The sequence below is a fragment of the Yersinia alsatica genome (genome assembly GCF_025133195.1).
In the GTDB taxonomy this organism is placed as follows: Bacteria; Pseudomonadota; Gammaproteobacteria; order Enterobacterales; family Enterobacteriaceae; genus Yersinia; species Yersinia alsatica.
The window spans coordinates 2,781,306-2,805,807 of record NZ_CP104006.1 but is presented as its reverse complement, the minus strand read 5'-3'; the positions used below and the strand labels follow the sequence as shown (position 1 = coordinate 2,805,807).

The window sequence follows — 24,502 nt, the reverse complement described above, 5'->3', positions numbered from 1 at the left end:
GGTTACTGTACATAAACACAGTATAAGGTGATTTATTGGGACGATGCAACCACCATCGCCCCACTGTGATTATTTTAATAAACGGGCTTTACAGTTTTTGCCTTTGATCTTGCCTTGCTGCAACTGTGCCAGAGCGCGTTTAGCGCAAGCCTTGCGGATCGCAACATAAGCATGGACCGGGAACATATCAATTTTACCTACATCCGTCGCAGTCAGACCGGCATCCCCGGTTAATGCGCCCAGAATATCCCCTGGCCGAATTTTCGCTTTACGCCCGCCATCAATACATAGTGTCACCATTTCAGGTTCGAGCATGACGTTCGTACTGCGGCTTACCTGCTCTGCTGGCGTCCATTTCAGTTTGATTTGCAGATAATCTTCAATGGCATGGGCGCGAGCCATCTCTTGTGGCGTACACAGACTCACGGCTAGGCCACTCATTCCTGCCCGACCGGTACGGCCAATACGGTGCACATGAATTTCAGGATCAAATGCCAGCTCGAAGTTAACCACCAACTCCAAGTCTTTAATATCCAGACCACGGGCCGCGACATCTGTGGCCACCAAAACCCGGCAGCTACGATTAGAGAAGCGTACCAACACCTGATCACGGTCGCGTTGCTCTAAGTCACCATGCAGAGCCAGCACGCTGATACCACGAGATTCCAAGGCTTCAAACACACTTTGGCAATCTTTCTTGGTGTTACAGAACACCACGCAAGAAGCCGGTTGATAGTGGCTGAGGACCGCAATCAACAGAGGTAGACGCTTTTCACGGGTGGTTTCGAAAAAGACCTGCTCAATGGCCGGTGCTTCATCACCATCTTCAACTTCAACATTGACGGGTTGGCGCTGAACCCCCGCACTGATGCGCTCAATACCCGCCGGATAAGTGGCAGAGAACAATAAAGTTTGGCGCTGTGGCGGGGTGTAGGCAATCACATCGTCAATGGCATCGGTAAAACCCATATCCAGCATGCGATCGGCTTCATCCAATACCAAAATCTTGAGGTCATCCAGTACCAGTGTTTTCTTACGCAAATGTTCCTGAATACGCCCCGGCGTCCCTACCACGATATGTGGCGCATGCACCAAAGAGTCCAGTTGATGGCCCATTGGTTGGCCACCGCACAGTGTCAGGATTTTAATATTCTGGGTGAAGCGAGCCAAGCGGCGTAACTCTTTGCTGACCTGATCAGCCAGCTCGCGGGTTGGGCACAATACCAGCGCCTGCGTGACAAACTCGCCGACAGCAATTTTATCTAGCAAACCAATACCAAAGGCCGCAGTTTTACCACTGCCGGTTTTGGCTTTTGCCCGGACATCCTGCCCATTGAGGATTGCCGGTAACGCTGCGGCTTGTACCGGTGTCATCTCGGTATAGCCAAGTTCATTAAGATTGGACAACTGCTCAGCAGGCAGTGTCAGGGAAGAAAAGGAAGTTGTGCTCACGGCAGTAACTCTTATAACTGGATGGAATGGCAGCGATGGCCTGAAGGCAAGCGCAAGATTTTAGCGCGATAATACCAGAGATGGGGCCATTGCCGGAACTATACTGTTGCGACCTGAATACGCAATCGTTTTCGTGGCTGATTTATCCTATACTACGCCGGTAAAATTTTCCCACTGATGTAGGTATCTAACTATGCTGACTATTGGAACTGCTCTGCGTCCCAACGCCACCCGAGTCATGTTGCTTGGCTCTGGTGAGCTGGGTAAAGAAGTGGCTATTGAGTGCCAGAGACTGGGGCTGGAAGTGATTGCTGTTGACCGCTATGCCGATGCCCCGGCGATGCATGTCGCCCATCGTAGCCATGTGATTAATATGTTGGATGGCGCAGCGCTGAAACAGTTAGTCGAACAGGAAAAACCGCACTATATCGTGCCGGAAATTGAAGCTATTGCCACTGATATGCTGGTCGAATTAGAGAATATGAGCCAGCACGTGGTGCCTTGCGCACAAGCCACTCGCCTGACCATGAACCGCGAAGGCATTCGCCGTCTGGCCGCAGAAACACTGCAATTACCCACCTCCAGCTACCAGTTTGCTGATACCGAGAGTGCCTTCCGGCAAGCCGTCAATGAGATGGGTTATCCGTGCATTGTTAAACCGGTAATGAGCTCTTCGGGCAAAGGTCAGAGTCTGATCCGTCATGAAGACCAACTTCAGTCTGCATGGGATTATGCGCAACAAGGTGGCCGCGCGGGCGGTGGTAGAGTCATTGTTGAAGGATTGGTGCGCTTTGATTTTGAAATTACGTTGCTCACCATCAGTGCCGTTGATGGCATTCACTTCTGCGCGCCTATTGGTCACCGTCAAGAAGAGGGTGATTATCGTGAATCCTGGCAGCCACAGGTGATGAGTGAAATCGCCTTGGCGCGGGCAAAAGATATCGCCTCTCGCGTGGTGACCGCGCTGGGTGGCTACGGGCTATTTGGTGTGGAATTGTTTGTCTGTGGTGATGAGGTGATTTTCAGTGAAGTTTCGCCGCGCCCCCATGATACCGGAATGGTGACATTGATTTCACAAAATATGTCTGAGTTTGCCTTGCATGTGCGCGCCTTTCTCGGTCTGCCGATTGGCACTATCCGCCAGTATGGCGCTGCGGCCTCCGCCGTTATTTTACCGGAATTAACCAGTCAGAATATTGCTTATCATGGTCTGGAAACCGCGCTGGTCGGTGATACGCAAATCCGCCTCTTTGGTAAACCTGAGATTGACGGGAAACGGCGTCTAGGTGTGGCACTGGCTGTCGCCGATGATATTGACACTGCCATTAAAGTGGCGAAACGCGCCGCCGGGGCCGTCGTTGTCAGTGGGAAATAATCTCTGCCCCCATAAATAAACCCGCCAGCGCGGCGGGTTTAAATGGATGCTCAGCAAGGGCTTAGCCCTCGTAGTGGTCTTCTATTTCGTCGGCATCCGGCTCATCATCACGGCGATAATCAGACTCGCCGTGGTCATCAAAGTCACTGTCTTCAAAGATAGGCATGGCTTGCGGATCGTCTTGGTGCCGCTCACGGATTTCGGCGGCAACCAAGGCAATCGCCTCACCACTGCTCATTCCTTCCGACATGAATTTGTGAATACGTTCGACAGCTTCTTGCTGTTCCTCATGAGAAAGTGAAGGCATACCCGCTAACATTGATTTATCTCCTGCATATAATTGATTAAGTATACCCGTTTATTCTGATTTCAGGTGAACTGACTGCCCTAAGTAAATGGGAGCCAAATACATGAGCGATTTATGCTAATCTTCCCCACTGCATGTTGTGAAGATGCCATTACGCCACCTAATATTGCTAGCCGAAACAAAAGAACAGTGACTCATGAGTGTGAAAACCCTGACCTACCAAACCTTACCTTATCAGCCTGACGCCCTGCTCCAGCAATTTGCTCCTCTCGCCCATCAAGCTTGGGCTATGCTGCTGCATTCCGGATTTGCTGAACATGCCCATAATCGTTTTGATATTCTGGTGGCCGACCCGCGGGTAACCCTCACCACCCGCGGCGAACAAACCGAGATTATCAGCGCGCAAGGACGGGAGCTCTCTCTTGACGACCCATTCTCTTTATTACAGCAACAGTTGGATAAATTCTCCCCGCCAATACCCTCCCACCCTGACCTGCCATTTCTGGGCGGCGCATTAGGGCTATTTGGCTATGATCTGGGGCGACGAGTGGAGCAATTGCCGGAACGGGCAGAGAAAGATATCGCCTTGCCGGATATGGCGGTCGGCTTGTATGACTGGGCGCTTATTGCCGACCATCATTTGCAGCAACTGACGCTGGTCTGTCACGGTGATGCTGAGCAACGTCTTTTGTGGTTACAGCAGCAGAAAAGTCCTGTCACCGCTGCGCCATTCAAATTGACTAGCCCATGGCAGGCCAATATGTCGCGTGAGCAATATGGTGAAAAATTCCGCCAAATTCAGGAATATCTGCACAGCGGCGACTGCTATCAAATTAATTTGGCCCAGCGATTCAGTGCAGAATATCAAGGTGATGAATGGCAAGCCTTTCTGTCATTGAGCCGCAGTAATAGAGCGCCTTTTTCAGCTTTTATTCGCTTAGCGCAAAATGCCCTATTGAGTGTTTCGCCAGAGCGTTTTTTATGGCTGGAACAGCATCAGATTCAGACTCGCCCCATCAAAGGGACGCTGCCACGGCTGAGCGACCCGGCGCAGGACCGTTTGCAAGCTGAGCGGCTCGCCAACTCGCCTAAAGATCGTGCGGAAAACCTGATGATAGTTGACCTGCTGCGCAATGATATTGGCCGGGTCGCACAACCGGGCACCGTGCGGGTACCCGAGCTGTTTGTGGTCGAACCTTTCCCTGCAGTGCACCATTTAGTTAGCACCATCACGGCAACCCTGCCCGCTGAATCTACTGCAACCGATTTACTTCGTGCTTGCTTCCCCGGCGGCTCGATAACCGGAGCGCCTAAAATTCGGGCGATGGAAATCATCGAGCAGTTGGAACCACAACGTCGCAATGCCTATTGCGGTAACATTGGCTATATTAGTTGCTGTGGCACCATGGATACCAATATTACTATCCGCACCCTGTTGACTGAAAACGGCAAGATATATTGCTCTGCTGGCGGGGGCATTGTGGCTGACAGCCAGGAACAGGCTGAATATCAGGAAACATTTGATAAAATCGCCCGCATATTACCTCAACTGGAAAATATATAATTAATGAGTGGGCCATTTGGTGAGTGACTTGTCTGTGAATCAATCTGTTATGAATAAATTACTGGTAAATAAATCGGTTGCCGAGAGCCCATTGTCTGAATTTATCAGCCGCTTTCAGCTACAACAGCCGCAGCCGGGGAGTTTTTCTAGCCATAACAGCCATGCCGCAGTATTAATCCCTATTATTTGCCGGCCCGAACCCACATTGCTGCTAACAAGGCGCTCGGACCATTTGCGCAAACATGCCGGTCAAGTGGCTTTCCCCGGTGGTAAAGCTGACCCACAAGATGGCTCGTTGATTGCCACCGCACTGCGTGAAGCCGAAGAGGAGGTCGCGATCCCGGCCTCATCTGTCCATGTGCTGGGGCAATTGGCCCCACTGGACAGCTCCAGTGGTTATCAGGTCACCCCGATTGTGGGTTTAGTCCCAGCCAATATCGCCTTTCATGGTAATGAAGAAGAGGTCGCCGGGCTGTTTGAAATCCCGCTACATGAGGCGCTAAGTCTGTCTCGCTACTATTCGTTGGATATCCATCGCGGGGGAGTCAATCACCGGGTCTATCTTTCATGGTATGAAGGCCAATTTATCTGGGGTCTGACCGCCGCGATCATTCGCCGCCTGGCACAGCAGGTCAGTATTTGACCCTAAAGTCACAGTCTCAATAGGGACAATGAGTGACAAACTTCACAGCATTACGGCTAAAGAGTCTGAATTGCAGCATAAAGCGATCCCTATCACCCCATCACATCGATTTTTACTCTACTTTCTCTGCACAACCATTTTAAAAAAACTGTAAACTGGCCTGTCAGCGTTATGAAATATCTGTAAAATATCTTTCATCACTATAAACCACTAAAAAAGTAAGGTTAAAAGCGGATAGTGATAGCAATAAATTGGTAGCGAAATGTCACTGTTGCGGTATCCAATTGATACCGCCAACACCAGTAGGACCCAAATTTACAGGGCCTGTGGTAGCAATACTTCACACAAAGTAACCTGCTGCTATCCACAGAGCTCTTATACTTAATACAGCGATCCTCAGCCAGAGACCGATGAACTGGAGATCACCAAAGGTTTTGTTAAGGAGTTTTAGCGTGATTAGTGTTTTTGACATGTTCAAGATTGGTATTGGCCCCTCCAGTTCTCATACTGTTGGCCCAATGAAAGCCGGTAAAGAGTTTGCTGATTTGCTGGTCACTCAAGGGTTGATGCCATCTGTCACGCGGGTAGCCGTTGATGTTTACGGCTCACTGTCACTGACAGGGAAAGGTCACCATACCGATATCGCCATTATTATGGGATTGGCGGGTAACATGCCCGATACTGTTGATATCGATAGTATTCCGGCATTTATCCGTGATGTTGAATTGCGCCAAAAACTGATGCTGGCTAATGGCTTGCATGAAGTTGACTTCCCTCGTGAAGGCGGGATGGTGTTCCGCAGCGATAACCTGCCACTGCATGAAAATGGTATGCAGATCCACGCCTTTGCTGGCGATGAGAAAGTGCTCAGCAAAACCTACTACTCAATCGGCGGTGGTTTTATCGTTGATGAAGAGCATTTTGGCAAAGCAGCGGTAAATGCGGTCAGTGTTCCCTACCCGTTTAATTCTGCGGCAGAAATTCTGGCAAATTGCGAGCAAACCGGCATGTCCATCTCCGGTATGGTGATGCAAAATGAACTGGCGATGCACAGCAAAGAAGAGATCGAATCCTACTTCACTGCCATTTGGCAGACGATGCGGGCATGTATTGATCGTGGCCTGAATACCGAGGGCGTGCTCCCCGGCCCGCTGCGAGTTCCTCGTCGTGCTTCAGCCTTACGTCGCCTGCTGGTCTCTTCAGATAAACTGTCTAGCGATCCGATGAATGTCATTGATTGGGTCAATATGTTCGCACTGGCGGTCAACGAAGAAAATGCTGCGGGTGGTCGAGTGGTCACCGCGCCCACTAACGGTGCTTGTGGTATCGTCCCGGCAGTACTGGCCTATTACGACCACTTTATCGAGCCAGTAACCCCAGAAATCTTTATTCGCTACTTCCTGTCATCAGGTGCTGTCGGAATTTTGTATAAGATGAATGCATCGATTTCAGGTGCTGAAGTGGGCTGTCAGGGTGAAGTCGGGGTGGCCTGTTCTATGGCTGCGGCCGGTTTGGCCGAATTGCTGGGGGCAAGCCCGGTTCAAGTGTGTATCGCCGCTGAGATTGGCATGGAACACAATTTGGGCCTAACCTGTGATCCGGTTGCCGGTCAGGTTCAAGTGCCTTGCATTGAACGTAATGCGATTGCTTCGGTTAAAGCGATTAACTCTGCGCGTATGGCAATGCGCCGTACCAGCGAACCTCGAGTCTCGCTGGATAAAGTGATCGAAACCATGTTTGAAACGGGCAAAGATATGAATGCCAAATACCGCGAGACTTCCCGTGGCGGTTTAGCTATCAAAGTGCAGTGTAATTAATATCTGTCACTGACCGCGTCACGCAGCAAAAGGGGAGCCGAAGCTCCCCTTTTTATTGGGCTTTGCCAGAGTTATTGCTCTTCCTGCTCATTACTCAGTTTCGTAATGCGCACCAGCTCAATGCGATAATCTGAAACTTCCATGACCTCAAAGCGCAGGTTATGCAATTCAATCACATCGCCCGCTGTTGGCATATGGCCTGAATGCGACAGCAGCATGCCGGCAAGTGAAGCATAATCAGCCGTTGGGCTCACCAGTTCCTGGCAATCCAGCGCCTGCTCCAGAGAGTGCAGATCTGCTCCCCCTTTCACCAGCCAACCATCACCATCAACAATGATATCCGGCGTTTCATCTTCATCTGGGAATTCACCCGCAATAGCTTCCAGCACGTCCAGCGGTGTTACCAACCCTTGTACCACGCCAAATTCGTCATTAACCACCACTAAGCGACCTTTCGCTTTACGCAATACACCCAGCAGATTAATCACATCCATGGTATCAGGCACCACTATAGGTGGTGTCGCTGCGGCAAACTCGCAAATCGACTCCCCGCGCTCAATCGCCACTAACAGGTCTTTAGCACGCACCACGCCAATTATCTGATCCAGTGAGTCGCGACAAACAGGGAACAGGCTATGCGGCGTATCCAATAACTGCTCACGAATCTCCGCTTGCGAGCGATTACAATCCACCCAAGAGATTTCAGTGCGCGGTGTCATCACGCTGCGCAATGAGCGCGATGCCAGGGTCAGCACGCCGCTTATCATATAGCGCTCTTCTTCAGCAAAAGCCTCGGTCGGCAATGCCAATTGCGAATCACCGCTTTGTGGTTCCTGCTGCTGACGCCCGCCCATCAGACGGATAATGGCTTCCGCCGTGCGTTGGCGTCTTGGCAAACGAGACTCATGCTTAATAAAGTTGCGGCGCGCAATCTGGTTAAACAGCTCAATCAGGATAGAGAATCCGATTGCAGCGTACAGGTAGCCTTTTGGAATGTGGAAACCAAAGCCTTCGGCAATCAGGCTCAGACCAATCATTAACAAGAAGCTCAGGCACAGCACCACCACCGTGGGGTGGGCATTGACAAAGTTAGTCAGGGTTTTCGATGCCAGCAGCATCACGCCCATCGCAATTACGACCGCAGTCATCATGATGGCTAAGTCGTTAACCATCCCAACCGCAGTAATGACCGCATCCAGTGAGAACACGGCATCCAACACCACAATTTGGGCAACAACAGCCCAGAAACTGGCATAACCTCGGTTTGCGCTGTCATCGTGCTGGTTACCCTCCAGCCGCTCATGTAGCTCGGTGGTGGCTTTAAATAACAGAAATAGCCCCCCCACCAGCAAAATCAGGTCGCGCCCAGAGAAACTGAAACTGCCGACACTAAAGAGCGGCGTTGTCAGCGTCACCATCCAAGAGATGACCGACAGCAAGCCCAAGCGCATAATCAATGCCAGAGACAGGCCGATGATTCGAGCTTTATCTCTTTGTTTAGGCGGGAGTTTGTCAGCAAGAATAGCAATGAATACCAGGTTATCGATACCCAGAACAATTTCCAGTACCACCAACGTAAGTAACCCTGCCCAGATTGAGGGGTCCATTAGAAATTCCATGTCAGACTCCGAGAATAAGAACACGATTCAGATGATGTGCGACCAACAACAGAGACAGCAAAACGCCGCAGCACGGTTGTCAGTATAGATACGCAGAAAGATCGGGTGATATTAGACGCAGCAAATGTGCGTGATTGGATAACCAGATTTAAACCCACTGGTTGGGTATTAACGCTAAAGAAACAGTAACTTCGGTGACAGTCCATAGGGAGAGCTGAGGCCCTTAACTCCTGACAATTAATAGAGCCGTTAACTTTATCAGGAATTTTTTTGTCAGCATAGTCAGATTTATTATCTGCTGCCTGACAAGCCATCCAGTCATGAGGCTAAAAATGGCTATCCGCCATGAGGCTATTTTTTCATGACTAAAATTTCTCCTGCTCAAAAAGCAGGCTAATTGTCAAATTTCACACAACTAGCACAAATAATAAACATAACAATCATATTGTGATGAGTGAGTTAGGGTGAAACATATCAATATTGTTCATCTATGTGTCTATTTATTATCCGAATGAGCTAAATCATTCATAACATGTCCCAATAAATGAGCATCGTCACATAATTTATTTTTTCACTGACTAAAATAAATCACATCCAGCACTTTACGGTATGTACCTGAATCGATTCATTGTGGTTGCGAATAAATCGTCAGCAGTGAGCTGACATTGTGACTATCATAATAGATTCAATGTGTACTGAAATGTTGTTGGGGAATACTGGTGTTTCTGTTACGTGCGAGAACTCAATTCTGAGTTAACAGAGGGGGTAGCGAGTGAGTATAGCTATTATCATTGGCACACATGGGGCTGCGGCAGAACAACTGCTGAAAACAGCTGAAATGATTTTAGGCGAGCAAGCTAACGTCGCTTATATCGATTTCGTCCCCGGTGAGAATGCCGAAACGTTGATTGAGAAATACAACGGTAAATTGACCGGGCTGGACACCAGTAAAGGTGTTCTATTCTTGGTTGATACCTGGGGTGGTAGCCCGTTTAACGCTGCCAGTCGTATTGCTATCGATAAAGAGAACTATGAGGTCGTCACCGGGGTTAACATTCCGATGCTGGCTGAAACCTTTATGGCCCGTGATGATAATCCATCATTTGCTGAATTGGTTGCAGTCGCGGTAGAAACCGGTCGTGAAGGCGTTAAAGCACTGAAAGCGCCTGAAGTTAAGAGTGATAAGCCCGAGACGCAACAAGCTGCTCCTGCGCCAAAAGCCAAGGCTCCGGCCGTCGCTTTAGGCCCGAACGATCATATGAAGATCGGGTTGGCGCGTATTGATGATCGCTTAATCCATGGTCAGGTCGCCACTCGTTGGACCAAAGAGACTAACGTAAAACGCATTATTGTCGTCAGTGACGAAGTTGCCGCCGATAAAATGCGTAAGACATTGCTGACACAAGTTGCTCCTCCGGGTGTGACTGCGCACGTCGTTGATGTTGAGAAAGCTATCCGCGTATACAACAACCCGAAATATGCTAATGACCGGGTTATGTTGCTCTTCACCAATCCAACAGACGTTGTACGTTTGGTTGAAGGTGGCGTGGATATTAAGTCAGTAAATATCGGTGGTATGGCATTCCGTCAGGGCAAAACCCAGGTGAACAATGCGGTCTCCGTTGATGAAAAAGATATTGAAGCATTTAATAAACTGAATGCCCGCGGTATTGAATTGGAAGTCCGGAAAGTGTCTTCGGATTCCCGGCTCAAAATGATGGACTTAATTAGCAAACTTAATAAATAGCTTTACTCAAAAACTACGTAGCAAGGTTATGCCCTGTTCTGTTTTGGGACTCGGTTATTTTTACTCAGCTTTTTTGGTCATAGGAGAAGTACAATGGAGATCACAACTCTTCAGATTGTGCTGATTTTCATAGTTGCATGTATCGCCGGGATGGGCTCCATTCTGGATGAGTTCCAATTTCACCGCCCTCTCGTCGCTTGTACCTTAATAGGTCTGGTTCTGGGTGATATGAAAACCGGTATCATCATCGGTGGTACCTTGGAAATGATCGCTCTTGGTTGGATGAACATCGGGGCCGCAGTGGCACCGGATGCGGCTCTGGCATCGATTATTTCTACCATCCTGGTTATTGCTGGCGGACAAGACATCGGTGCTGGTATTGCACTGGCGATTCCGTTGGCGGCAGCCGGTCAGGTATTAACCATCATCGTACGTACCATTACTGTGGCATTCCAGCACGCCGCCGATGGTGCAGCCGAACGTGGCAGCCTGCGAGCGATTACCTGGATTCATATCTCCGCACTGTTCTTACAAGCAATGCGTATTGCTATTCCTGCACTGATCGTCGCCCTGTCCGTGGGTACATCTGAAGTTCAGATGATGCTCAGCTCAATTCCAGAAGTGGTTACCAGTGGTCTGAATATCGCCGGTGGTATGATCGTCGTAGTAGGTTACGCCATGGTTATCAACATGATGCGTGCTGGCTACCTGATGCCATTCTTCTATTTAGGTTTCGTTACTGCCGCATTCACTAACTTCAACCTGGTAGCGTTGGGTGTTATTGGTGTGGTTATGGCCGTTCTTTATATCCAGCTCAGCCCGAAATACAACAAGTCTCAGGTTGTAGTTCAGTCTGGCCAGGCCAATAACGATCTTGATAACGAATTAGACTAGGAAAAGGTGAGAGAAATGGTTGATACAACAACTGTTACTACGACAACTACAGGTGAAAAGAAACTCACGCCCGCAGATATTCGCGGTGTGTTTCTCCGCTCTAACCTCTTCCAAGGGTCGTGGAACTTCGAACGTATGCAGGCGCTCGGCTTCTGTTTCTCCATGGTGCCAGCGATTCGTCGTCTGTACCCAGAGAACTCTGAAGAGCGTAAACAGGCAATAAAACGCCATCTGGAATTCTTCAACACCCAGCCTTTCGTTGCGGCCCCAATTCTGGGCGTAACACTGGCAATGGAAGAGCAGAAAGCCAATGGTGCCGAAATTGATGATGCAGCAATTAACGGTATCAAAGTCGGTCTGATGGGGCCTTTGGCCGGTGTGGGTGACCCAATCTTCTGGGGTACTGTACGTCCGGTATTTGCCGCCCTCGGTGCAGGTATCGCCATGAGCGGTAGCTTACTGGGGCCATTGCTGTTCTTCGTGCTGTTTAACGTGGTGCGCTTGCTGACTCGTTACTATGGCGTGGCATACGGCTATAAAAAAGGCGTCAATATCGTTAGCGATATGGACGGTGGTCTTCTGCAAAAACTGACGGAAGGGGCGTCTATCCTCGGCCTGTTTGTGATGGGGGCCTTGGTTAACAAGTGGACGCACGTCAACATACCGGTGGTGGTGTCCAAGATAACCAACCAGAATGGCCAAACCACAGTCACTACTGTGCAGACCATTTTGGATCAGTTGATGCCAGGCTTGGTGCCGTTGCTGTTAACCTTCGGCTGTATGTGGCTATTACGGCGTAAAGTTAACGCACTGTGGATTATTATGGGCTTCTTCGCCATCGGTATCTTCGGTTACTGGATTGGCTTCTTAGGGCTGTAATCCCGCGCGAGTATTAGATGTCACTAAAACCGGGAGCATGCTCCCGGTTATTTATTTCAGATAGGATCTCATCCTATGCCCTATCGGTTTAACGTGCAGGAAGGCGGCAAAGAGGTTTATTCCGATGAGCTTACACCGGCCGCGAACAGAGTTACCACCACACCTGCAATTTGGAAGATGACGGGTATACAGGAGTTATTGCATGTCGGTTACTGACCTTGTTTTGATAGTTTTTATTGTCCTGCTGCTTGCTTATGCCATCTATGATGAGTTCATCATGAATATGATGAAAGGCAAAACCCTGCTACAAGTCCACCTGAAACGTAAAAACAAAATCGACTGCGCAATTTTTGTCGGGCTGATTGCTATTCTTATTTACAATAATGTTATGGCGAATGGTGCAGCTTTAACCACCTATTTATTAGTGGGTTTAGCGTTAGTTGCGGTTTATATCTCTTATATCCGCTGGCCCAAGTTGTTGTTTAAAAATACAGGGTTCTTCTACGCTAATGCTTTTATTGAATATAGCCGAATAAAAAGTATGAATTTATCTGAAGATGGGATTTTAGTGATTGATTTAGAGCAGCGCAGATTACTAATCCAGGTTAAGCAATTAGATGATCTAGAAAAAATTTATAACTTTTTCATTGAAAATCAATCATAAAGCCGCACCTTTTGGGAAGTTAATCTATTGAACATTGAGTTAACTGATTAATTTCCCGACATTATCTCTCACCCCTTCCCCGCTTATTTCCACACCATTATTGATGCTTATATGTGCTATTTATCACTAAAACTTCGATAATGAAAATCATTATCAATACTGCCAAGTTGCCATATTATATTTGGGGTTGTCGATATTAGAATTTATATGTTAAGGTTGCGCCGTTCATGGGGAGTAGCCGGTTTCTGTTCGATATATTGAATTGATATATCGATATATAGAAACGCCCGTATCAACATACTCGTTCTGTTTTTGGAACGTGGTGCGGGCAGCCAGGTAAGGTTGGCGAGACCATAGACACGTAGCTCCGTCGTTAGGTTGGGGGTGGGTTACGTGTATATGGAGCCGCCCGGCCGAGACTATTTCTATGAATCTATCTGCAACTCTTGTTCTTGCTTTTGCCATGTCTATGGATGCTTTTGCTGCATCTATTGGTAAAGGTGCCAGTCTACATAAACCCCGTTTTAGAGAAGCACTACGCACCGGCCTTATCTTTGGTGTGATAGAAGCTATTACCCCCCTTATTGGGTGGTGTATTGGCCTGTTCGCCAGTCAGTATATTTTGGAATGGGACCACTGGATCGCTTTTAGCCTGCTGTTTATTTTAGGTTGCCGCATGATTTTTGAAGGCGCTAAACAGCAAGTTGAAGAAACTGAAAAAATGCGAAGCCACAGTTTTTGGGTTTTAGTTATGACCGCTATCGCCACCAGCCTTGATGCCATGGCTATTGGTGTTGGCTTGGCGTTCTTGCAAGTCAATATTGTTCACACCGCAATGGCTATTGGATTAGCGACCATGATCATGGCAACGCTCGGTATGTTGATTGGCCGTTATATCGGCCCACTGCTGGGTAAACGTGCTGAAATAGCGGGCGGTATCGTGCTGATTGCCATCGGCTTTAATATTCTTTATGAACACATTTATCGTGTCGCCGCATAATAAGCGCCATTTTATTCTCATGGTAAAATAAAGTCAGTGGCGCAGTATTATTAGCAGCCAAAAATAAACCCCGCATTCCTGAAGAATCGCGGGGTTTTTTATTGCTGAGATGCCCATCAATCAGACTGGCATTAACATCTGATTAGAAATCCATTGAGACTGATAATTTCAACTCACGCGGATTGCCTTGATACATATAAACACCACTATCTTCCACAGACTCCCAATAACGTTCATTGGTCACGTTCTCAACGTTGGCACGCCAGATTAAGTTAGTCTCTTTCAACGGCATAGTATAACGCATGCCCAGATCCAGACGAGTCCACGGCTTGAGCTTCAAGGTATTGGCTTCATTAGCATATTGTGAACCTGAGCGGGTCACAGTACCAGTAGCCGTTAAGCCTTCAACCGCTTTGATATCATACTCACCGCCAAGAACTAACTGGTAACGAGCTACACCGATAGCATAGTTACCATTATTCTTACTGTCTTGCGCTTGCGTCAAAGTTGGATCCAACCAGACCGCACTACCCAACAGACGAGTACCAAAGACGGGTTCACCAAATACATTCAACTCAACACCCCGGTTACGCTGTTCGCCACTTAAGGTGTATTTGTTGGTTACCGCATCAATAGAACCAGCAGGTCTGGTGATTTCAAACAGTGCTAGAGTACCGCCATAGCGCTTGTTATCAAACTTCACCCCAACTTCATTCTGTTTAGCATGCACAATACCGGTTACATTACCAGCATTAGCGGTGTACCAAGGCGCCACTCTCCCCGGAGATAATGCTTCAATGTGGTTAGCATACAGAGAAACATTTTCCCACGGTTTTACCAGCAGACCATACACTGGCGTCACTTTCATCGCATCTTGGATATTGGCACTATCGGGTACGCCATTGTTAAAGTTGCGGATAACCAGATCCTGACGGCGCAGCCCCAGCATTAACTGCACTTTATCATCCATCGCGGATAAGGTATCAGACACCGAAATACTACTGGCGCGAACCTGACTATTCAGCGTCGGATTCTGACTCGCACTGGTATAGCCTGGCAGAGTGGATGTAGGAGGGAAAGGAACAACGCCTGGATTATAAATATTGGTATTGACTGGCTCAGACATATTAAACGCTGATTTTGCAGTGCGGTAGTTGGCGGCATAACCCACGTTTACTTTGTGTGTAATAAAACCAGTATCAAAATGTCCACGAACGCCCCCCATACCAGCAATAGAATCAGAGATATAAGGCACATATAGACGGCTAATGGTGGCGTTGCCATTATTATCCGTCAGGATAGGTGAACCGTATTGCCCGGTCTCATCATTGTGGCTGGCACCAATAGTGCCGTAAACTGTCCAATTCTGGCTTAAATCATATTCGCTGCGCAGCATACCGAAGGTGGTTTCCATATCGGTATATACCCACTGCTGACCGTAGTTTAAGGTGGCTGCTGGTGGTTCCGGGATCACTGTTGCACTACCAATGCCGACATCAGTACGCATACCGTGTACAGTTTGTTTTTGGTAGCCAATATCTAAAGAAGTACGAGCGCGCTCGCCCCGGTAATCTAAACCAGTAGAGACTGCGGTAGTACGCTCTTTCTGGTCATGAATAGCGGTTTCACCTTCCCGGTGCAACGCATTGACTCGCACCCCGAACTGATCATTGTCACCAAAGCGGCGGCCTACATCCAGCGCCCCCCCCACCTTGGAAGAAGACGTATAATCCAAGCTAACGCGAGTCAGTGGCGTGTCACCTGCTCGTTTGGGTTCCAGGTTAATCATCCCGCCCACACCACTACCACTTGGCGAAATACCGTTTACAAATACGTTCGGGCCTTTAAATACCTCAACTCGCTCGACCATGCTGGTATCAATAACCTGGCGTGGCAATACACCGAACAAGCCACCGAATGAAATATCATCGCCATCAAGGTTAAAACCACGGATGCGGAAGTTTTGCGATGCATTACCATAGCCACGTACATTCTGCACTGACGCATCATTACTGACCACATCCGCTAGTGTCCGCGCTTGTTGATCTTCCACCAATTTAGAGGTGTAACCAATAACGTTAAATGGCACGTTACGGGCATCTTGTTGCCCAAGGAAGCCGATACGGCCGCCATTAGCTACTTGACCATCCAAATAGGTTGGGATTAAATCGTTGCCACCCGCCCGGAAAGTATCCTGCGTCCCGACTACAGTAATGGTGTCGGTTTTTTTGGCTTCATCAGCTTGTGCGCTATTCGCTACCGGGCTGGTTTTTTTTACACTGTCAGCCGCAGAATTAGTTGTTGTCGCCGCCCATGAAGAGGCTGATAGCGTGCCGAGAGCAGCACCGATCATCACGCACAAAAGACGCGGCGCCAGCCGTTTCTGATCCGCGCGGGTAGAGATAGATTTATTCATCGTCTTGATGCCCCTGAATTTTGCAAACTTACCACTAATGAGAATGCTTATTATAAAGATTCGGAATTATCCGGATAACACTTGCTGATGCAAGCATTTCTGCACTTCTGGGGGATTATTTTTGCGGTCGTAAAAGAATTAGATCTGTTATGTAATAAACCTGATCTCTGCTGGTAACGTTATTGATTCGTGTGAGAAAAATAATATTAGCGTGGCATTATTCTGTAAATTGACGCTGTTTGGCTCGGAATTAATTAACCCTCCCTACTTAAGTCATTATTTTTATACATTACCACGCCAATTTGCCCTTATTATTAATAAGGTAAATTATTATTTAGTGCCGCGATGCAACTGACTCAATAATCGCCGAAAGCCGCGTATTCAGTGGTCTGGTGCAATATGAAGACCCGTAATAGGATTTCTTTGACTTCCTTTTTATTTATTTTTATTGCTACCAAGAAAAATCTTATTACCTTGTTTTGCAGGTTAGCGATAGACTGGCCAATCATTTATATCGCGCCAACAGATTAAATTTTCTGGGCATAACTCTGTGCAGCGATAAGCTACTGAATAAAAATTCAAGGAATACAGGAATGGCTTTGCACCCGGCATCATTTGACGATCACATCTTTCGGCTATTAATTGAAGCTGTAGATGATTACGCCATATATATCATTGATGCTCAAGGACATATCCTGACCTGGAACAACGGTGCTGAACGCAATACCGGCTATAACGCCGAAGAAGTCATTGGTCACTCTTTCGAGCTATTTTACACGCCGGAAGATTTGGCTGGTGAGCTCCCGCAAAAAGGGCTCATTCATGCCAATCAGTTTGGTCATTATGAAACTCAAGGATGGCGAGTTCGCAAAAATGGCAAACGTTTTTGGGGCAATCTTACACTCAGTGCTTTGCACGATTCAGAGCAAAATTTACAAGGTTTTGTGCATGTTACCCGCGATTTGACCGATAAATGGCAGCGAGAAAATGCCCTGCGCAAGAGTGAGGAACAGTTTCGCCACCTGATCAGTGAAGTCGAAGATTATGCTATCTACATGATAGATACTCATGGCCGCATTCTGACCTGGAACAAAGGCGGGGAGCGCAATGAAGGCTATACCAGTGATGAAATCATCGGTGAACACTTTGCACTGCTGTTTACACCGGAGGATATCTCTGCCGGTCTGCCGGAGAAATCACTCGCAAAAGCTATCGCTGAAGGGAATTTCCAAACCGAAGGCTGGCATGTGCGCAAAAACGGTATTCGCTACTGGGCCAGTGTGGCGATTAATCCGATGCATGATGACAGCGGCAAGCTATTGGGCTTTACCAAAATTGTCCGTGACTTGACCGAGCGCCGCCAGCGGGAAGAGGCACTACGTATCAGCGAAGAGCGTTTTCGCCTGATGGTGGATACGGTGGAAGATTATGCCATTTTAATGCTGGACCCTTGGGGCCGGGTCAATACCTGGAACCATGGCGCAGAACGTAATATTGGTTATCCCAGCAATGAAATTATTGGCCAACACTTCGGCTGTTTCTTTTTACCTGAAGATATTGCTGCGGGCTTACCAGAAAAACTGCTGAAAACTGCCGCATCAACCAGTCGGGTAGAACGTGAGGGCTGGCTGGTTCGCAAAGATATGACCCGCTATTGGGCCGTTACCGTCATTACCGTGATACATGACCATAGCGGCAAACTGCTCGGCTATGCCAAAATCATCCGCGACATGAGTGAGCGGAAACAGCGCGAAGATGCCTTAAGTGCCAGCGAAGTCGCACGTTATGAAGAGCGTGAGCAACTGCACCGGGTGTTGTCATCCATTCAGGAAGGAATTATCTCTCTTGATAGTGAAGGCCGCGTGGAATTAATGAACCCTAAAGCTGAAGAGATGACCGGGCGCAGCCAGAATGAGTGCTGCGGTTTGCCCATTGAAGAAGTCTTTGTTCTGTGGTCCCCTTTACAAGATAAAAACCAATTACTTGCCATCCAGCAGTGCTTGAGTGAAGGACGTCATACTCTGTTGCCAGAAGGCAGCCAGTTGTTGTCGAGCCAAGGTGAGCGCCAGGAAATTCGCTGTTCGGCCTCCCCTATTCGTGATCGCGATAACCTCCTCACCGGTGCGGTGGTGGTGTTCCAGGATGTCACCCGCGCGCGCCATGAGCAGCGTGAACTGCAATATCAAGCCAATCATGACATGCTGACCGGGTTGATTAACCGGCGGCGCCTGGAGGAGCGACTAAATCAAGCCATCAGCCAATTGGGTCATGATGAACAGCATATTCTCTGCTACGTCGATTTAGACTATTTCAAGGATGTTAATGACAGTGCCGGTCACGAAGCCGGTGACATGGTGCTGAGGATGGTAGCGCAAACCATGCAGCAAGCAGTGCGTGAGAACGACTTGGTAGCACGGCTAGGCGGCGATGAGTTTGCTATCGTGCTGTTTAATTGCCAAAACAAGTCAGCCACCGAGGTGTTGGAAACTGTAGTCGCGGACATAGCCTCTATCCAATTCCATTGGCACGGTCAATCCTACTCCTTCACGGCAAGCTTGGGCGCGGTCTCTTTAACCCCACAAACTGAAAATGCCGCACAAGCGATGCGTCAGGCCGATATCGCCTGTTACGCGGCAAAACACGCCGGCCGCAATCGTTTATCACTCGCTCTTTGAGACTGACAGGTTAAGTGGGTGGCCTCCTTTGCCACCCACATGCTGACATCAGTATTTGCCATTGATCTGGCCCCGCATTGACACAACTTTAGCAAGGTTATTTTTGCTGCATTTCCCGCAATTAGACGTCGGTCAAAATATCGTTTCCTAGGGTGTGATATATAAATATCATCACTTAATAGATTGGAAAATAGATATGCCGTATTTTACGGTCAGTGTCGTTTTGCATAATGCCGTGGAAGGCGATTACGAGACCTTAAATAAGAAAATGGTTGATGCCGGATTTACCCGGCTTATCGGGCGAGAAAAAGTATATAAACTGCCGGAAGGTGAATTTAATTATGGTAGCGGTACATTAAACAAACAAGAAGTGGCTGATTTAGCACTAAAAATTGCCGAACAAATACGATTTATTCCCTCTATTTTGGTGACTGAATCCGGCGGAAGAACTTGGCGAAACTTAGATTTGAAATAGATAGCCTTATAATAAAAAATAACACACCAAAAATTTAACTTAAGTTAATAATATATTTTTGTACCAGGGAATAATTACGCAGCTTTATTATAATACTCTTTCCCTTAAGGGGATTTTACGCCCATAGCTTACAGCCAACCTCGATACGACATGGCCCGAAACTTATCAGGCCAAACCTGGCTGGGTATACATACGCCTTAGTTGCCCTCGACCGGTGGGTCCGCCACGACAGAATCTTCTTTGCGCCGATGTAAGGCGATGACAAAGTCGGTTTCACAGCTAAACTTCTGCCGCGCAGCCAATTCTTGCCCGGTTTCAATCGATGCGCGCCAGGCAAAAGGTGTCATTTGCAATAAATTGAAGCCCAGCTTACCGGTTAGCTGCATCTCATAAGCCAACTTTTCGCTGCGGACCAGCTCGAAACCGTCGAGATGCTCTGGGGTATCATCATGAAGCTGTACTTCAGCGTAAATCAGTGCTTTAAGCTGATAAAGATGACGAGGGCCGGGTGCCACGGTAACCACAATGCCGCCGGGTTTCACCGTTCGGGCCAGCTCCGCCGCTTTGCAAGGCGCATAAATACGTAATACTGCATCAAGGGATTGATTAGCAAAAGGTAACCGATGGCTGGATGCCACACAGAAATGTACCTGCGGGTAGCGTTTCGCCCCATATCTTACGGCGACTTTAGCCACGTCTAGCCCGAATACTGATACTTGGCGCTGCCGATTTAGCCGGTCAGCGACAGCTGCGGTGTAATAACCTTCACCACAACCAATATCAAGCAACATGTTGGCATCTTGAGGGAGTGCTTGATCCAGAATCTCACAGACTCGCTGCTGCAAAGGTTGATAGTACCCTGCATCCAGAAATGCCCGCCGGGCTTGCATCATCTCCGGGCTGTCACCGGGTTGTTTCGACCCTTTATGCTGCACCGGCATTAAATTGACGTAACCCTCTTTGGCGCAATCAAACTGATGGTTATTGCCGCAACGCCACTGTTGCTGGCTCTGCTGCATGGCCTGATGACAAAGGGGGCACTGATAAGACATGGTTGAATTCCAGATAACAAATTAATAACTGCCAGAATTAGCGGCAGACGCGGCGTTAGTCTAAAGAAGCCCTTGAACTGTTGCAAGCCACGGTTTAACTCGGTGAATTCACAGCCAATATCAACTATGCCGAACTATATCTGTGGGTATCGCATCGGGTTCCACATTCATGGTGCGCAGGATTTGCCCCATAATATCGCTAAATACCGGGGCCGAAACTGCACCGCCGTAATATTTGCCCCCTTGGGGGTTGTTAATCACCACTACCAAAGCAAATCGAGGATCACTGGCAGGAGCAACACCGGCGGTATAGGCCACATATTTATCAATATACTGGCCATTGGGCCCAATCTTTTTGGCGGTACCGGTTTTAACCGCAACCCGATATCCCCTTACCGCAGCTTTTATCCCGCCGCCACCGGGCAGTGCCACACTTTCCATCATGTGCTCAACCTGCTGCACTAACACCTCTGGGAATACCCGCTGCCCCAGCACCGGCGGATCAACTTTGGTAATCGACAGGGGCCGATAAATCCCGAAACTGCCAATAGTGGCGTAGACCCGGGCCAGTTGCAGCGGTGTCACCATCAGGCCATAGCCAAAAGAGAAAGTCGCGCGGTCTAAATCACTCCAACGTGGGCGGTGTGGCATCAGCCCACTACTCTCGCCGGTAATCCCCAATTGCGTCGATTTACCTAAACCAAACAGTGTGTAGGTTTCCATCAAAGCAGAGGCGGGCATGGCCAGCGCCAGGCGAGAAACCCCGACATCACTCGACTTTTGCAATACGCCAGTCAGTGACAGTGCCGGATAAAAACCGACATCTTTAATTTGATGCCCACTCAATATGTAGGGATGGGTATCCAGCACCGAGTCAGGTTTTACCAAGTGGCGTTGTAATGCCGTCATCACCACCATCGGTTTAACGGTTGAGCCCGGCTCGAAAATATCGCTAATGGCCCGATTGCGGAAATTCTCCTCCGGGGTGCCAGCACGATTATTGGGGTTAAAGGTCGGATAATTCGCCATAGCCAGAATTTCGCCGGTATGGACGTCAATAACCACTGCCGAGCCGGAGTCAGCCTTATTAAACATTACCGCATTGCTCAGAGCATGGGAGGTTTCCGCCTGTAGCCGCTCATCAATGCTAAGCTCAACATTTTGCCCCGGATGGCTGTCGGTGGAGGAAATATCTTCAACCACTCGGCCAAAACGATCCTTACGCACCACCCGACTGCCCGCGGTGCCACTGAGTAGCGAGTTAAAACTCTTTTCGATGCCCTCAATTCCCTGATCATCAATATTGGTAAAGCCCACCAGATTGGCCGCTACATCGCCAGAAGGGTAAAAGCGCCGCGATTCTTCTTTTATTGCAATGCCGGGCAATTTCAGGCGCTGAATATATTCGGCGACATCCGGCTCGACTTGTCGGGCCAGATAGATAAACCGAGCATTGGGGTTTTGCCTGATTCGGCGGTTAAGTTGATCGAGTGGCATATTGAGTTCCTGCGCCAATGCCTGCCAGCGTTCAGAAACACCCACCCCGCCTTTCTCCAGCACTGATGCAGGATCAGCCCAAATAGCTTCAACGGGCACACTGACCGCCAGTGGATGCCCATTGCGGTCCGTAATCATGCCGCGGGTGTTCGGTGTTGCGACGACCCGCACCGAGCGCATGTCCTCTTCTTTCACCAGCGGGTCCGGCTCAATAATTTGTAACCAGGCAACCCGGGCCACCAGACCAAAAAATGAAAGCAAAATACAACCGCATAGCAAGCTAAAGCGCCAACGAATAAAGTTGCTAGAGTCATTTTTTGGTTTAGAAATCACGGGGATCTATCCTAAAGGGCCGCTTGAATGATAGTGACCATTAAACCCTATCCACCGCGTAATAAGGTGCCAAAACAGTGATACAAGATGCGTTATTTTGCAACAATTCGCTAACGGCAGTTTAAAAGAAATGGCGACTGGTCAATAAGTTAAAAAACGGCTTACACTGAATGGCGTATTTTTTCTTCATTAGGTAAGTCCTATGACTGATTTTTCACCACAACTCAGCCGAATCACCAGTATCTGCCATGGCTTTGGCAATAAATCCACCCTATTGCCTGACTGTCTCCGGCCTTATCAAGCTTCTCAAGCCAATAAAAAGCAGGTTCATGGCACCACGATTGTTGATGTCATCACGCCGGGACAAGAGTGTGGCGACGCCGATGGTCTCTATACCACGCAGCCGGGTATCCTATTGACGGTACTGACGGCAGATTGCTTACCGGTTATCTTCAGTCAACGGCAGGGAAAAGGCATTGCGGTGGTGCATGCTGGCTGGCGCGGCTTATTAGATGGCATTATCTTAAAAATGGTTGAACGGATTGCCCGCGATGATGACCCAGCAAATTGGGTTGCCGCAATAGGGCCAGCCGCCCGCTCATGCTGTTACGAAGTCAATGAAGAGTTGGTGGAAAGGTTTATTAACGAGCTACCACTGGCGAAAAATATCATTTCACCCCGTTTTCGCCATCTTAACCTCGCCGCAATTGCTGAGCACCAACTGCATAATGCCGGAATTCATCAAGTAGATCGGGTCGGGAGTTGTACCATTTGCTCTACCGTGGCGCATGACGTGGATAATGATAAACCGCAGTTCAAATACACCAGCTTTCGTCGCACTAGCCAACAACAGGCTATAGACCCTACTCATCCCGGCATTAAAGGCCGCAATCAGTATTCCGGCTTAATTATATTGCCTTAATTTGCTGATTTAATTGGCTATAGATATGAAAAAACCCGCACAAAGGCGGGTTTTTAACAGCAAAAGAGCTGATTAGATTGCAGTAACGTTTACTGCAGACGGACCTTTCTGACCGTCTTGGATTTCGAACTCTACGTTCTGGCCTTCAGCCAGGGTTTTGAAGCCATTACCCTGGATTGCAGAGAAGTGTACGAACACATCTTTGCTGCCGTCAGCTGGAGTGATGAAACCGAAACCTTTAGACTCGTTGAACCACTTAACTTGACCTTTGATCTTTGCCATCTTGAGTATTTCCTTTGGATTGTTTAACTCGCCCGTGGGCGTTTACATAGACAAACTAGAGTCGTTACTGCTTGAGGCACTAAGATAAGGATCGGCAGAGAAGCGGTATTCAACGCTAACGTCTTTACTCAGAACTTCTTTACTGAAAATGCCACACATATACAGAACTGTACCTCGTTTTACCCATATGCGTTATCACATACTCTGTATTCGATGGCAAGCCATTTTTAATCAAGGGTGAACCTGTCGCACATATTTGAAACGGTTGCACATAAAGAATGCGTAAATATGCTAAAAATTGTTGAAGGTCATCGTATTTTCTGCTCTATTTTTTTATACTGTCATATCCGGCTTTCTTACTGGTTTTTAACATTTAAGCTAACTCTTTTTATAATACTGCTTACGTGATTTTTTCGTGGTTTCCATCCCAAACTGATGGCAGAAAACAGCATTGGTATAAAATTTATTAGCATTAAATATATAATAATTGAATATATCGTCGCTTCTGTTCCGGTAGCGCGCCTACCCCAGCCAGATGATCAAACCCTTTCACTCCACTAGGCTAACTCCTTACTTAGCCTCAGGTTATGCTCTCAAAATAATTCAGGGTAAAAATACATAAATATCTTATTTCTCGATTCACACCAGAGGCGAAAAAATGATCTTTTCACTAAGCTGCGGTTGAGCAATTCTCTAATCAAAAAGAACAAATCAAAATATAATATTCGAAGACGAAAAATACGTTATCTCAATAAGGCTTTATTGTGTCATATAGGTGCAATAAACCGGTCACATTGAACAAAATGCACCAGAGGAGTGCAATTACACTTTATTTAATCTATATAAATATACTAAAAACCCTCTTGTTTTAGTCAGTTTTATGCAGTGA

At 48.0% G+C, this 24,502-nt stretch carries 21 protein-coding genes and 1 riboswitch; of the genes, 13 read left to right on the top strand and 8 right to left on the bottom strand.

Annotated elements, in window-relative coordinates; translation table 11 throughout:
- Positions 1 to 69: 69 nt before the first annotated feature.
- Positions 70 to 1,452 carry an ATP-dependent RNA helicase DbpA gene (gene dbpA, locus N0H69_RS12370; RefSeq protein ID WP_050152221.1) on the bottom strand — a complete coding sequence of 461 codons (1,383 nt, stop codon included), beginning with the start codon at positions 1,450 to 1,452 and terminating at the stop codon, positions 70 to 72.
- Between the two features lie 193 nt (positions 1,453 to 1,645).
- Here dbpA and purT point away from each other — a divergent pair, with 193 nt between their 5' ends.
- The gene (gene purT / locus N0H69_RS12365; protein ID WP_050152222.1) at positions 1,646 to 2,827 is read left to right on the top strand and encodes a formate-dependent phosphoribosylglycinamide formyltransferase; all 1,182 of its coding nucleotides are present in this window, start codon (positions 1,646 to 1,648) and stop codon (positions 2,825 to 2,827) included.
- Positions 2,828 to 2,888: 61 nt separating this feature from the next.
- On the opposite strand, the gene N0H69_RS12360 is transcribed toward purT, so the two are convergent.
- A complete protein-coding gene (locus tag N0H69_RS12360; protein ID WP_050109129.1) occupies positions 2,889 to 3,146 on the bottom strand; it encodes a YoaH family protein in 258 nt (85 codons plus the stop codon).
- A 184-nt stretch (positions 3,147 to 3,330) separates the two neighbouring features.
- On the opposite strand from N0H69_RS12360, the gene pabB reads away from it, so the two are divergent.
- The 3 genes from pabB (at position 3,331) to N0H69_RS12345 (ending at position 7,158) form a co-directional block, all read left to right on the top strand.
- On the top strand, positions 3,331 to 4,698 hold the full coding sequence (pabB, locus tag N0H69_RS12355; protein ID WP_050152223.1) for an aminodeoxychorismate synthase component 1: 1,368 nt from the start codon (positions 3,331 to 3,333) through the stop codon (positions 4,696 to 4,698).
- Between the two features lie 49 nt (positions 4,699 to 4,747).
- A complete protein-coding gene (locus N0H69_RS12350) occupies positions 4,748 to 5,341 on the top strand; it encodes a CoA pyrophosphatase (protein ID WP_050109186.1) in 594 nt (197 codons plus the stop codon).
- 452 nt (positions 5,342 to 5,793) lie between these two features.
- Complete coding sequence (locus N0H69_RS12345; RefSeq protein WP_032911133.1) at positions 5,794 to 7,158, top strand: L-serine ammonia-lyase; 1,365 nt, start codon at positions 5,794 to 5,796, stop codon at positions 7,156 to 7,158.
- Between the two features lie 71 nt (positions 7,159 to 7,229).
- Here N0H69_RS12345 and N0H69_RS12340 read toward each other — a convergent pair whose 3' ends face one another.
- Positions 7,230 to 8,777, bottom strand: a complete 1,548-nt coding sequence (locus tag N0H69_RS12340) for a TerC family protein (protein WP_050109127.1) — start codon at positions 8,775 to 8,777, stop codon at positions 7,230 to 7,232.
- A 772-nt stretch (positions 8,778 to 9,549) separates the two neighbouring features.
- On the opposite strand from N0H69_RS12340, the gene manX reads away from it, so the two are divergent.
- The 6 genes from manX (at position 9,550) to mntP (ending at position 13,961) form a co-directional block, all read left to right on the top strand.
- Positions 9,550 to 10,524, top strand: coding sequence for a PTS mannose transporter subunit IIAB (gene manX, locus N0H69_RS12335; RefSeq protein ID WP_050109126.1), 975 nt, complete (start codon positions 9,550 to 9,552; stop codon positions 10,522 to 10,524).
- A 93-nt stretch (positions 10,525 to 10,617) separates the two neighbouring features.
- Complete coding sequence (locus N0H69_RS12330) at positions 10,618 to 11,418, top strand: PTS mannose/fructose/sorbose transporter subunit IIC (RefSeq protein WP_050109125.1); 801 nt, start codon at positions 10,618 to 10,620, stop codon at positions 11,416 to 11,418.
- Positions 11,419 to 11,433: 15 nt separating this feature from the next.
- Complete coding sequence (locus N0H69_RS12325; RefSeq protein WP_050109124.1) at positions 11,434 to 12,297, top strand: PTS mannose transporter subunit IID; 864 nt, start codon at positions 11,434 to 11,436, stop codon at positions 12,295 to 12,297.
- Between the two features lie 75 nt (positions 12,298 to 12,372).
- Positions 12,373 to 12,513, top strand: coding sequence for a hypothetical protein (locus tag N0H69_RS12320; RefSeq protein WP_155410771.1), 141 nt, complete (start codon positions 12,373 to 12,375; stop codon positions 12,511 to 12,513).
- On the top strand, positions 12,500 to 12,961 hold the full coding sequence (locus N0H69_RS12315) for a DUF986 family protein (RefSeq protein ID WP_050109123.1): 462 nt from the start codon (positions 12,500 to 12,502) through the stop codon (positions 12,959 to 12,961). Before N0H69_RS12320 ends, N0H69_RS12315 begins: the two co-directional genes overlap by 14 nt.
- A gap of 217 nt (positions 12,962 to 13,178) precedes the next feature.
- A riboswitch (yybP-ykoY riboswitch) is annotated at positions 13,179 to 13,378 on the top strand.
- A gap of 10 nt (positions 13,379 to 13,388) precedes the next feature.
- A complete protein-coding gene (gene mntP / locus N0H69_RS12310) occupies positions 13,389 to 13,961 on the top strand; it encodes a manganese efflux pump MntP (RefSeq protein WP_032911140.1) in 573 nt (190 codons plus the stop codon).
- A 142-nt stretch (positions 13,962 to 14,103) separates the two neighbouring features.
- On the opposite strand, the gene N0H69_RS12305 is transcribed toward mntP, so the two are convergent.
- Complete coding sequence (locus N0H69_RS12305) at positions 14,104 to 16,377, bottom strand: TonB-dependent receptor (protein WP_050152224.1); 2,274 nt, start codon at positions 16,375 to 16,377, stop codon at positions 14,104 to 14,106.
- Positions 16,378 to 16,970: 593 nt separating this feature from the next.
- On the opposite strand from N0H69_RS12305, the gene N0H69_RS12300 reads away from it, so the two are divergent.
- Positions 16,971 to 19,052: a PAS domain S-box protein gene (locus N0H69_RS12300; protein ID WP_050152225.1), complete on the top strand. Its 2,082-nt coding sequence runs from the start codon at positions 16,971 to 16,973 to the stop codon at positions 19,050 to 19,052.
- Positions 19,053 to 19,248: 196 nt separating this feature from the next.
- Positions 19,249 to 19,527, top strand: coding sequence for a hypothetical protein (locus N0H69_RS12295; protein ID WP_050109120.1), 279 nt, complete (start codon positions 19,249 to 19,251; stop codon positions 19,525 to 19,527).
- A gap of 197 nt (positions 19,528 to 19,724) precedes the next feature.
- Here the strand turns inward: N0H69_RS12295 and rlmA are convergent, their stop codons facing one another.
- Together rlmA and N0H69_RS12285 are read right to left on the bottom strand one after the other, a co-directional pair.
- Positions 19,725 to 20,579: a 23S rRNA (guanine(745)-N(1))-methyltransferase gene (gene rlmA / locus N0H69_RS12290; RefSeq protein WP_050152226.1), complete on the bottom strand. Its 855-nt coding sequence runs from the start codon at positions 20,577 to 20,579 to the stop codon at positions 19,725 to 19,727.
- A gap of 120 nt (positions 20,580 to 20,699) precedes the next feature.
- Positions 20,700 to 22,409 (bottom strand): penicillin-binding transpeptidase domain-containing protein, encoded by a 1,710-nt coding sequence (locus tag N0H69_RS12285; protein ID WP_050146184.1) that lies wholly within the window; start codon positions 22,407 to 22,409, stop codon positions 20,700 to 20,702.
- 202 nt (positions 22,410 to 22,611) lie between these two features.
- On the opposite strand from N0H69_RS12285, the gene pgeF reads away from it, so the two are divergent.
- On the top strand, positions 22,612 to 23,331 hold the full coding sequence (pgeF, locus tag N0H69_RS12280; protein ID WP_050152227.1) for a peptidoglycan editing factor PgeF: 720 nt from the start codon (positions 22,612 to 22,614) through the stop codon (positions 23,329 to 23,331).
- A gap of 72 nt (positions 23,332 to 23,403) precedes the next feature.
- Here pgeF and cspE read toward each other — a convergent pair whose 3' ends face one another.
- A complete protein-coding gene (gene cspE, locus N0H69_RS12275; protein WP_002221949.1) occupies positions 23,404 to 23,613 on the bottom strand; it encodes a transcription antiterminator/RNA stability regulator CspE in 210 nt (69 codons plus the stop codon).
- Between the two features lie 42 nt (positions 23,614 to 23,655).
- Entirely contained in the window at positions 23,656 to 23,772 is a 117-nt protein-coding gene (locus tag N0H69_RS12270) for a DUF2627 domain-containing protein (protein WP_002211058.1), read from the bottom strand.
- Between the last annotated feature and the right edge of the window lie 730 nt (positions 23,773 to 24,502).

Coding starts and splice junctions, on each gene's coding strand:
- mntP (WP_032911140.1), top strand. CDS start 13,389: ATGAATCTATCTGCAACTCTTGTTCTTGCTTTTGCCATGTCTATGGAT.
- purT (WP_050152222.1), top strand. CDS start 1,646: ATGCTGACTATTGGAACTGCTCTGCGTCCCAACGCCACCCGAGTCATG.
- N0H69_RS12360 (WP_050109129.1), bottom strand. CDS start 3,146: ATGTTAGCGGGTATGCCTTCACTTTCTCATGAGGAACAGCAAGAAGCT.
- N0H69_RS12300 (WP_050152225.1), top strand. CDS start 16,971: ATGGCTTTGCACCCGGCATCATTTGACGATCACATCTTTCGGCTATTA.
- pabB (WP_050152223.1), top strand. CDS start 3,331: ATGAGTGTGAAAACCCTGACCTACCAAACCTTACCTTATCAGCCTGAC.
- N0H69_RS12305 (WP_050152224.1), bottom strand. CDS start 16,377: ATGAATAAATCTATCTCTACCCGCGCGGATCAGAAACGGCTGGCGCCG.
- cspE (WP_002221949.1), bottom strand. CDS start 23,613: ATGGCAAAGATCAAAGGTCAAGTTAAGTGGTTCAACGAGTCTAAAGGT.
- N0H69_RS12340 (WP_050109127.1), bottom strand. CDS start 8,777: ATGGAATTTCTAATGGACCCCTCAATCTGGGCAGGGTTACTTACGTTG.
- N0H69_RS12350 (WP_050109186.1), top strand. CDS start 4,748: ATGAATAAATTACTGGTAAATAAATCGGTTGCCGAGAGCCCATTGTCT.
- N0H69_RS12325 (WP_050109124.1), top strand. CDS start 11,434: ATGGTTGATACAACAACTGTTACTACGACAACTACAGGTGAAAAGAAA.
- N0H69_RS12315 (WP_050109123.1), top strand. CDS start 12,500: ATGTCGGTTACTGACCTTGTTTTGATAGTTTTTATTGTCCTGCTGCTT.
- N0H69_RS12330 (WP_050109125.1), top strand. CDS start 10,618: ATGGAGATCACAACTCTTCAGATTGTGCTGATTTTCATAGTTGCATGT.
- rlmA (WP_050152226.1), bottom strand. CDS start 20,579: ATGTCTTATCAGTGCCCCCTTTGTCATCAGGCCATGCAGCAGAGCCAG.
- N0H69_RS12320 (WP_155410771.1), top strand. CDS start 12,373: ATGCCCTATCGGTTTAACGTGCAGGAAGGCGGCAAAGAGGTTTATTCC.
- pgeF (WP_050152227.1), top strand. CDS start 22,612: ATGACTGATTTTTCACCACAACTCAGCCGAATCACCAGTATCTGCCAT.
- N0H69_RS12295 (WP_050109120.1), top strand. CDS start 19,249: ATGCCGTATTTTACGGTCAGTGTCGTTTTGCATAATGCCGTGGAAGGC.
- N0H69_RS12270 (WP_002211058.1), bottom strand. CDS start 23,772: ATGTGTGGCATTTTCAGTAAAGAAGTTCTGAGTAAAGACGTTAGCGTT.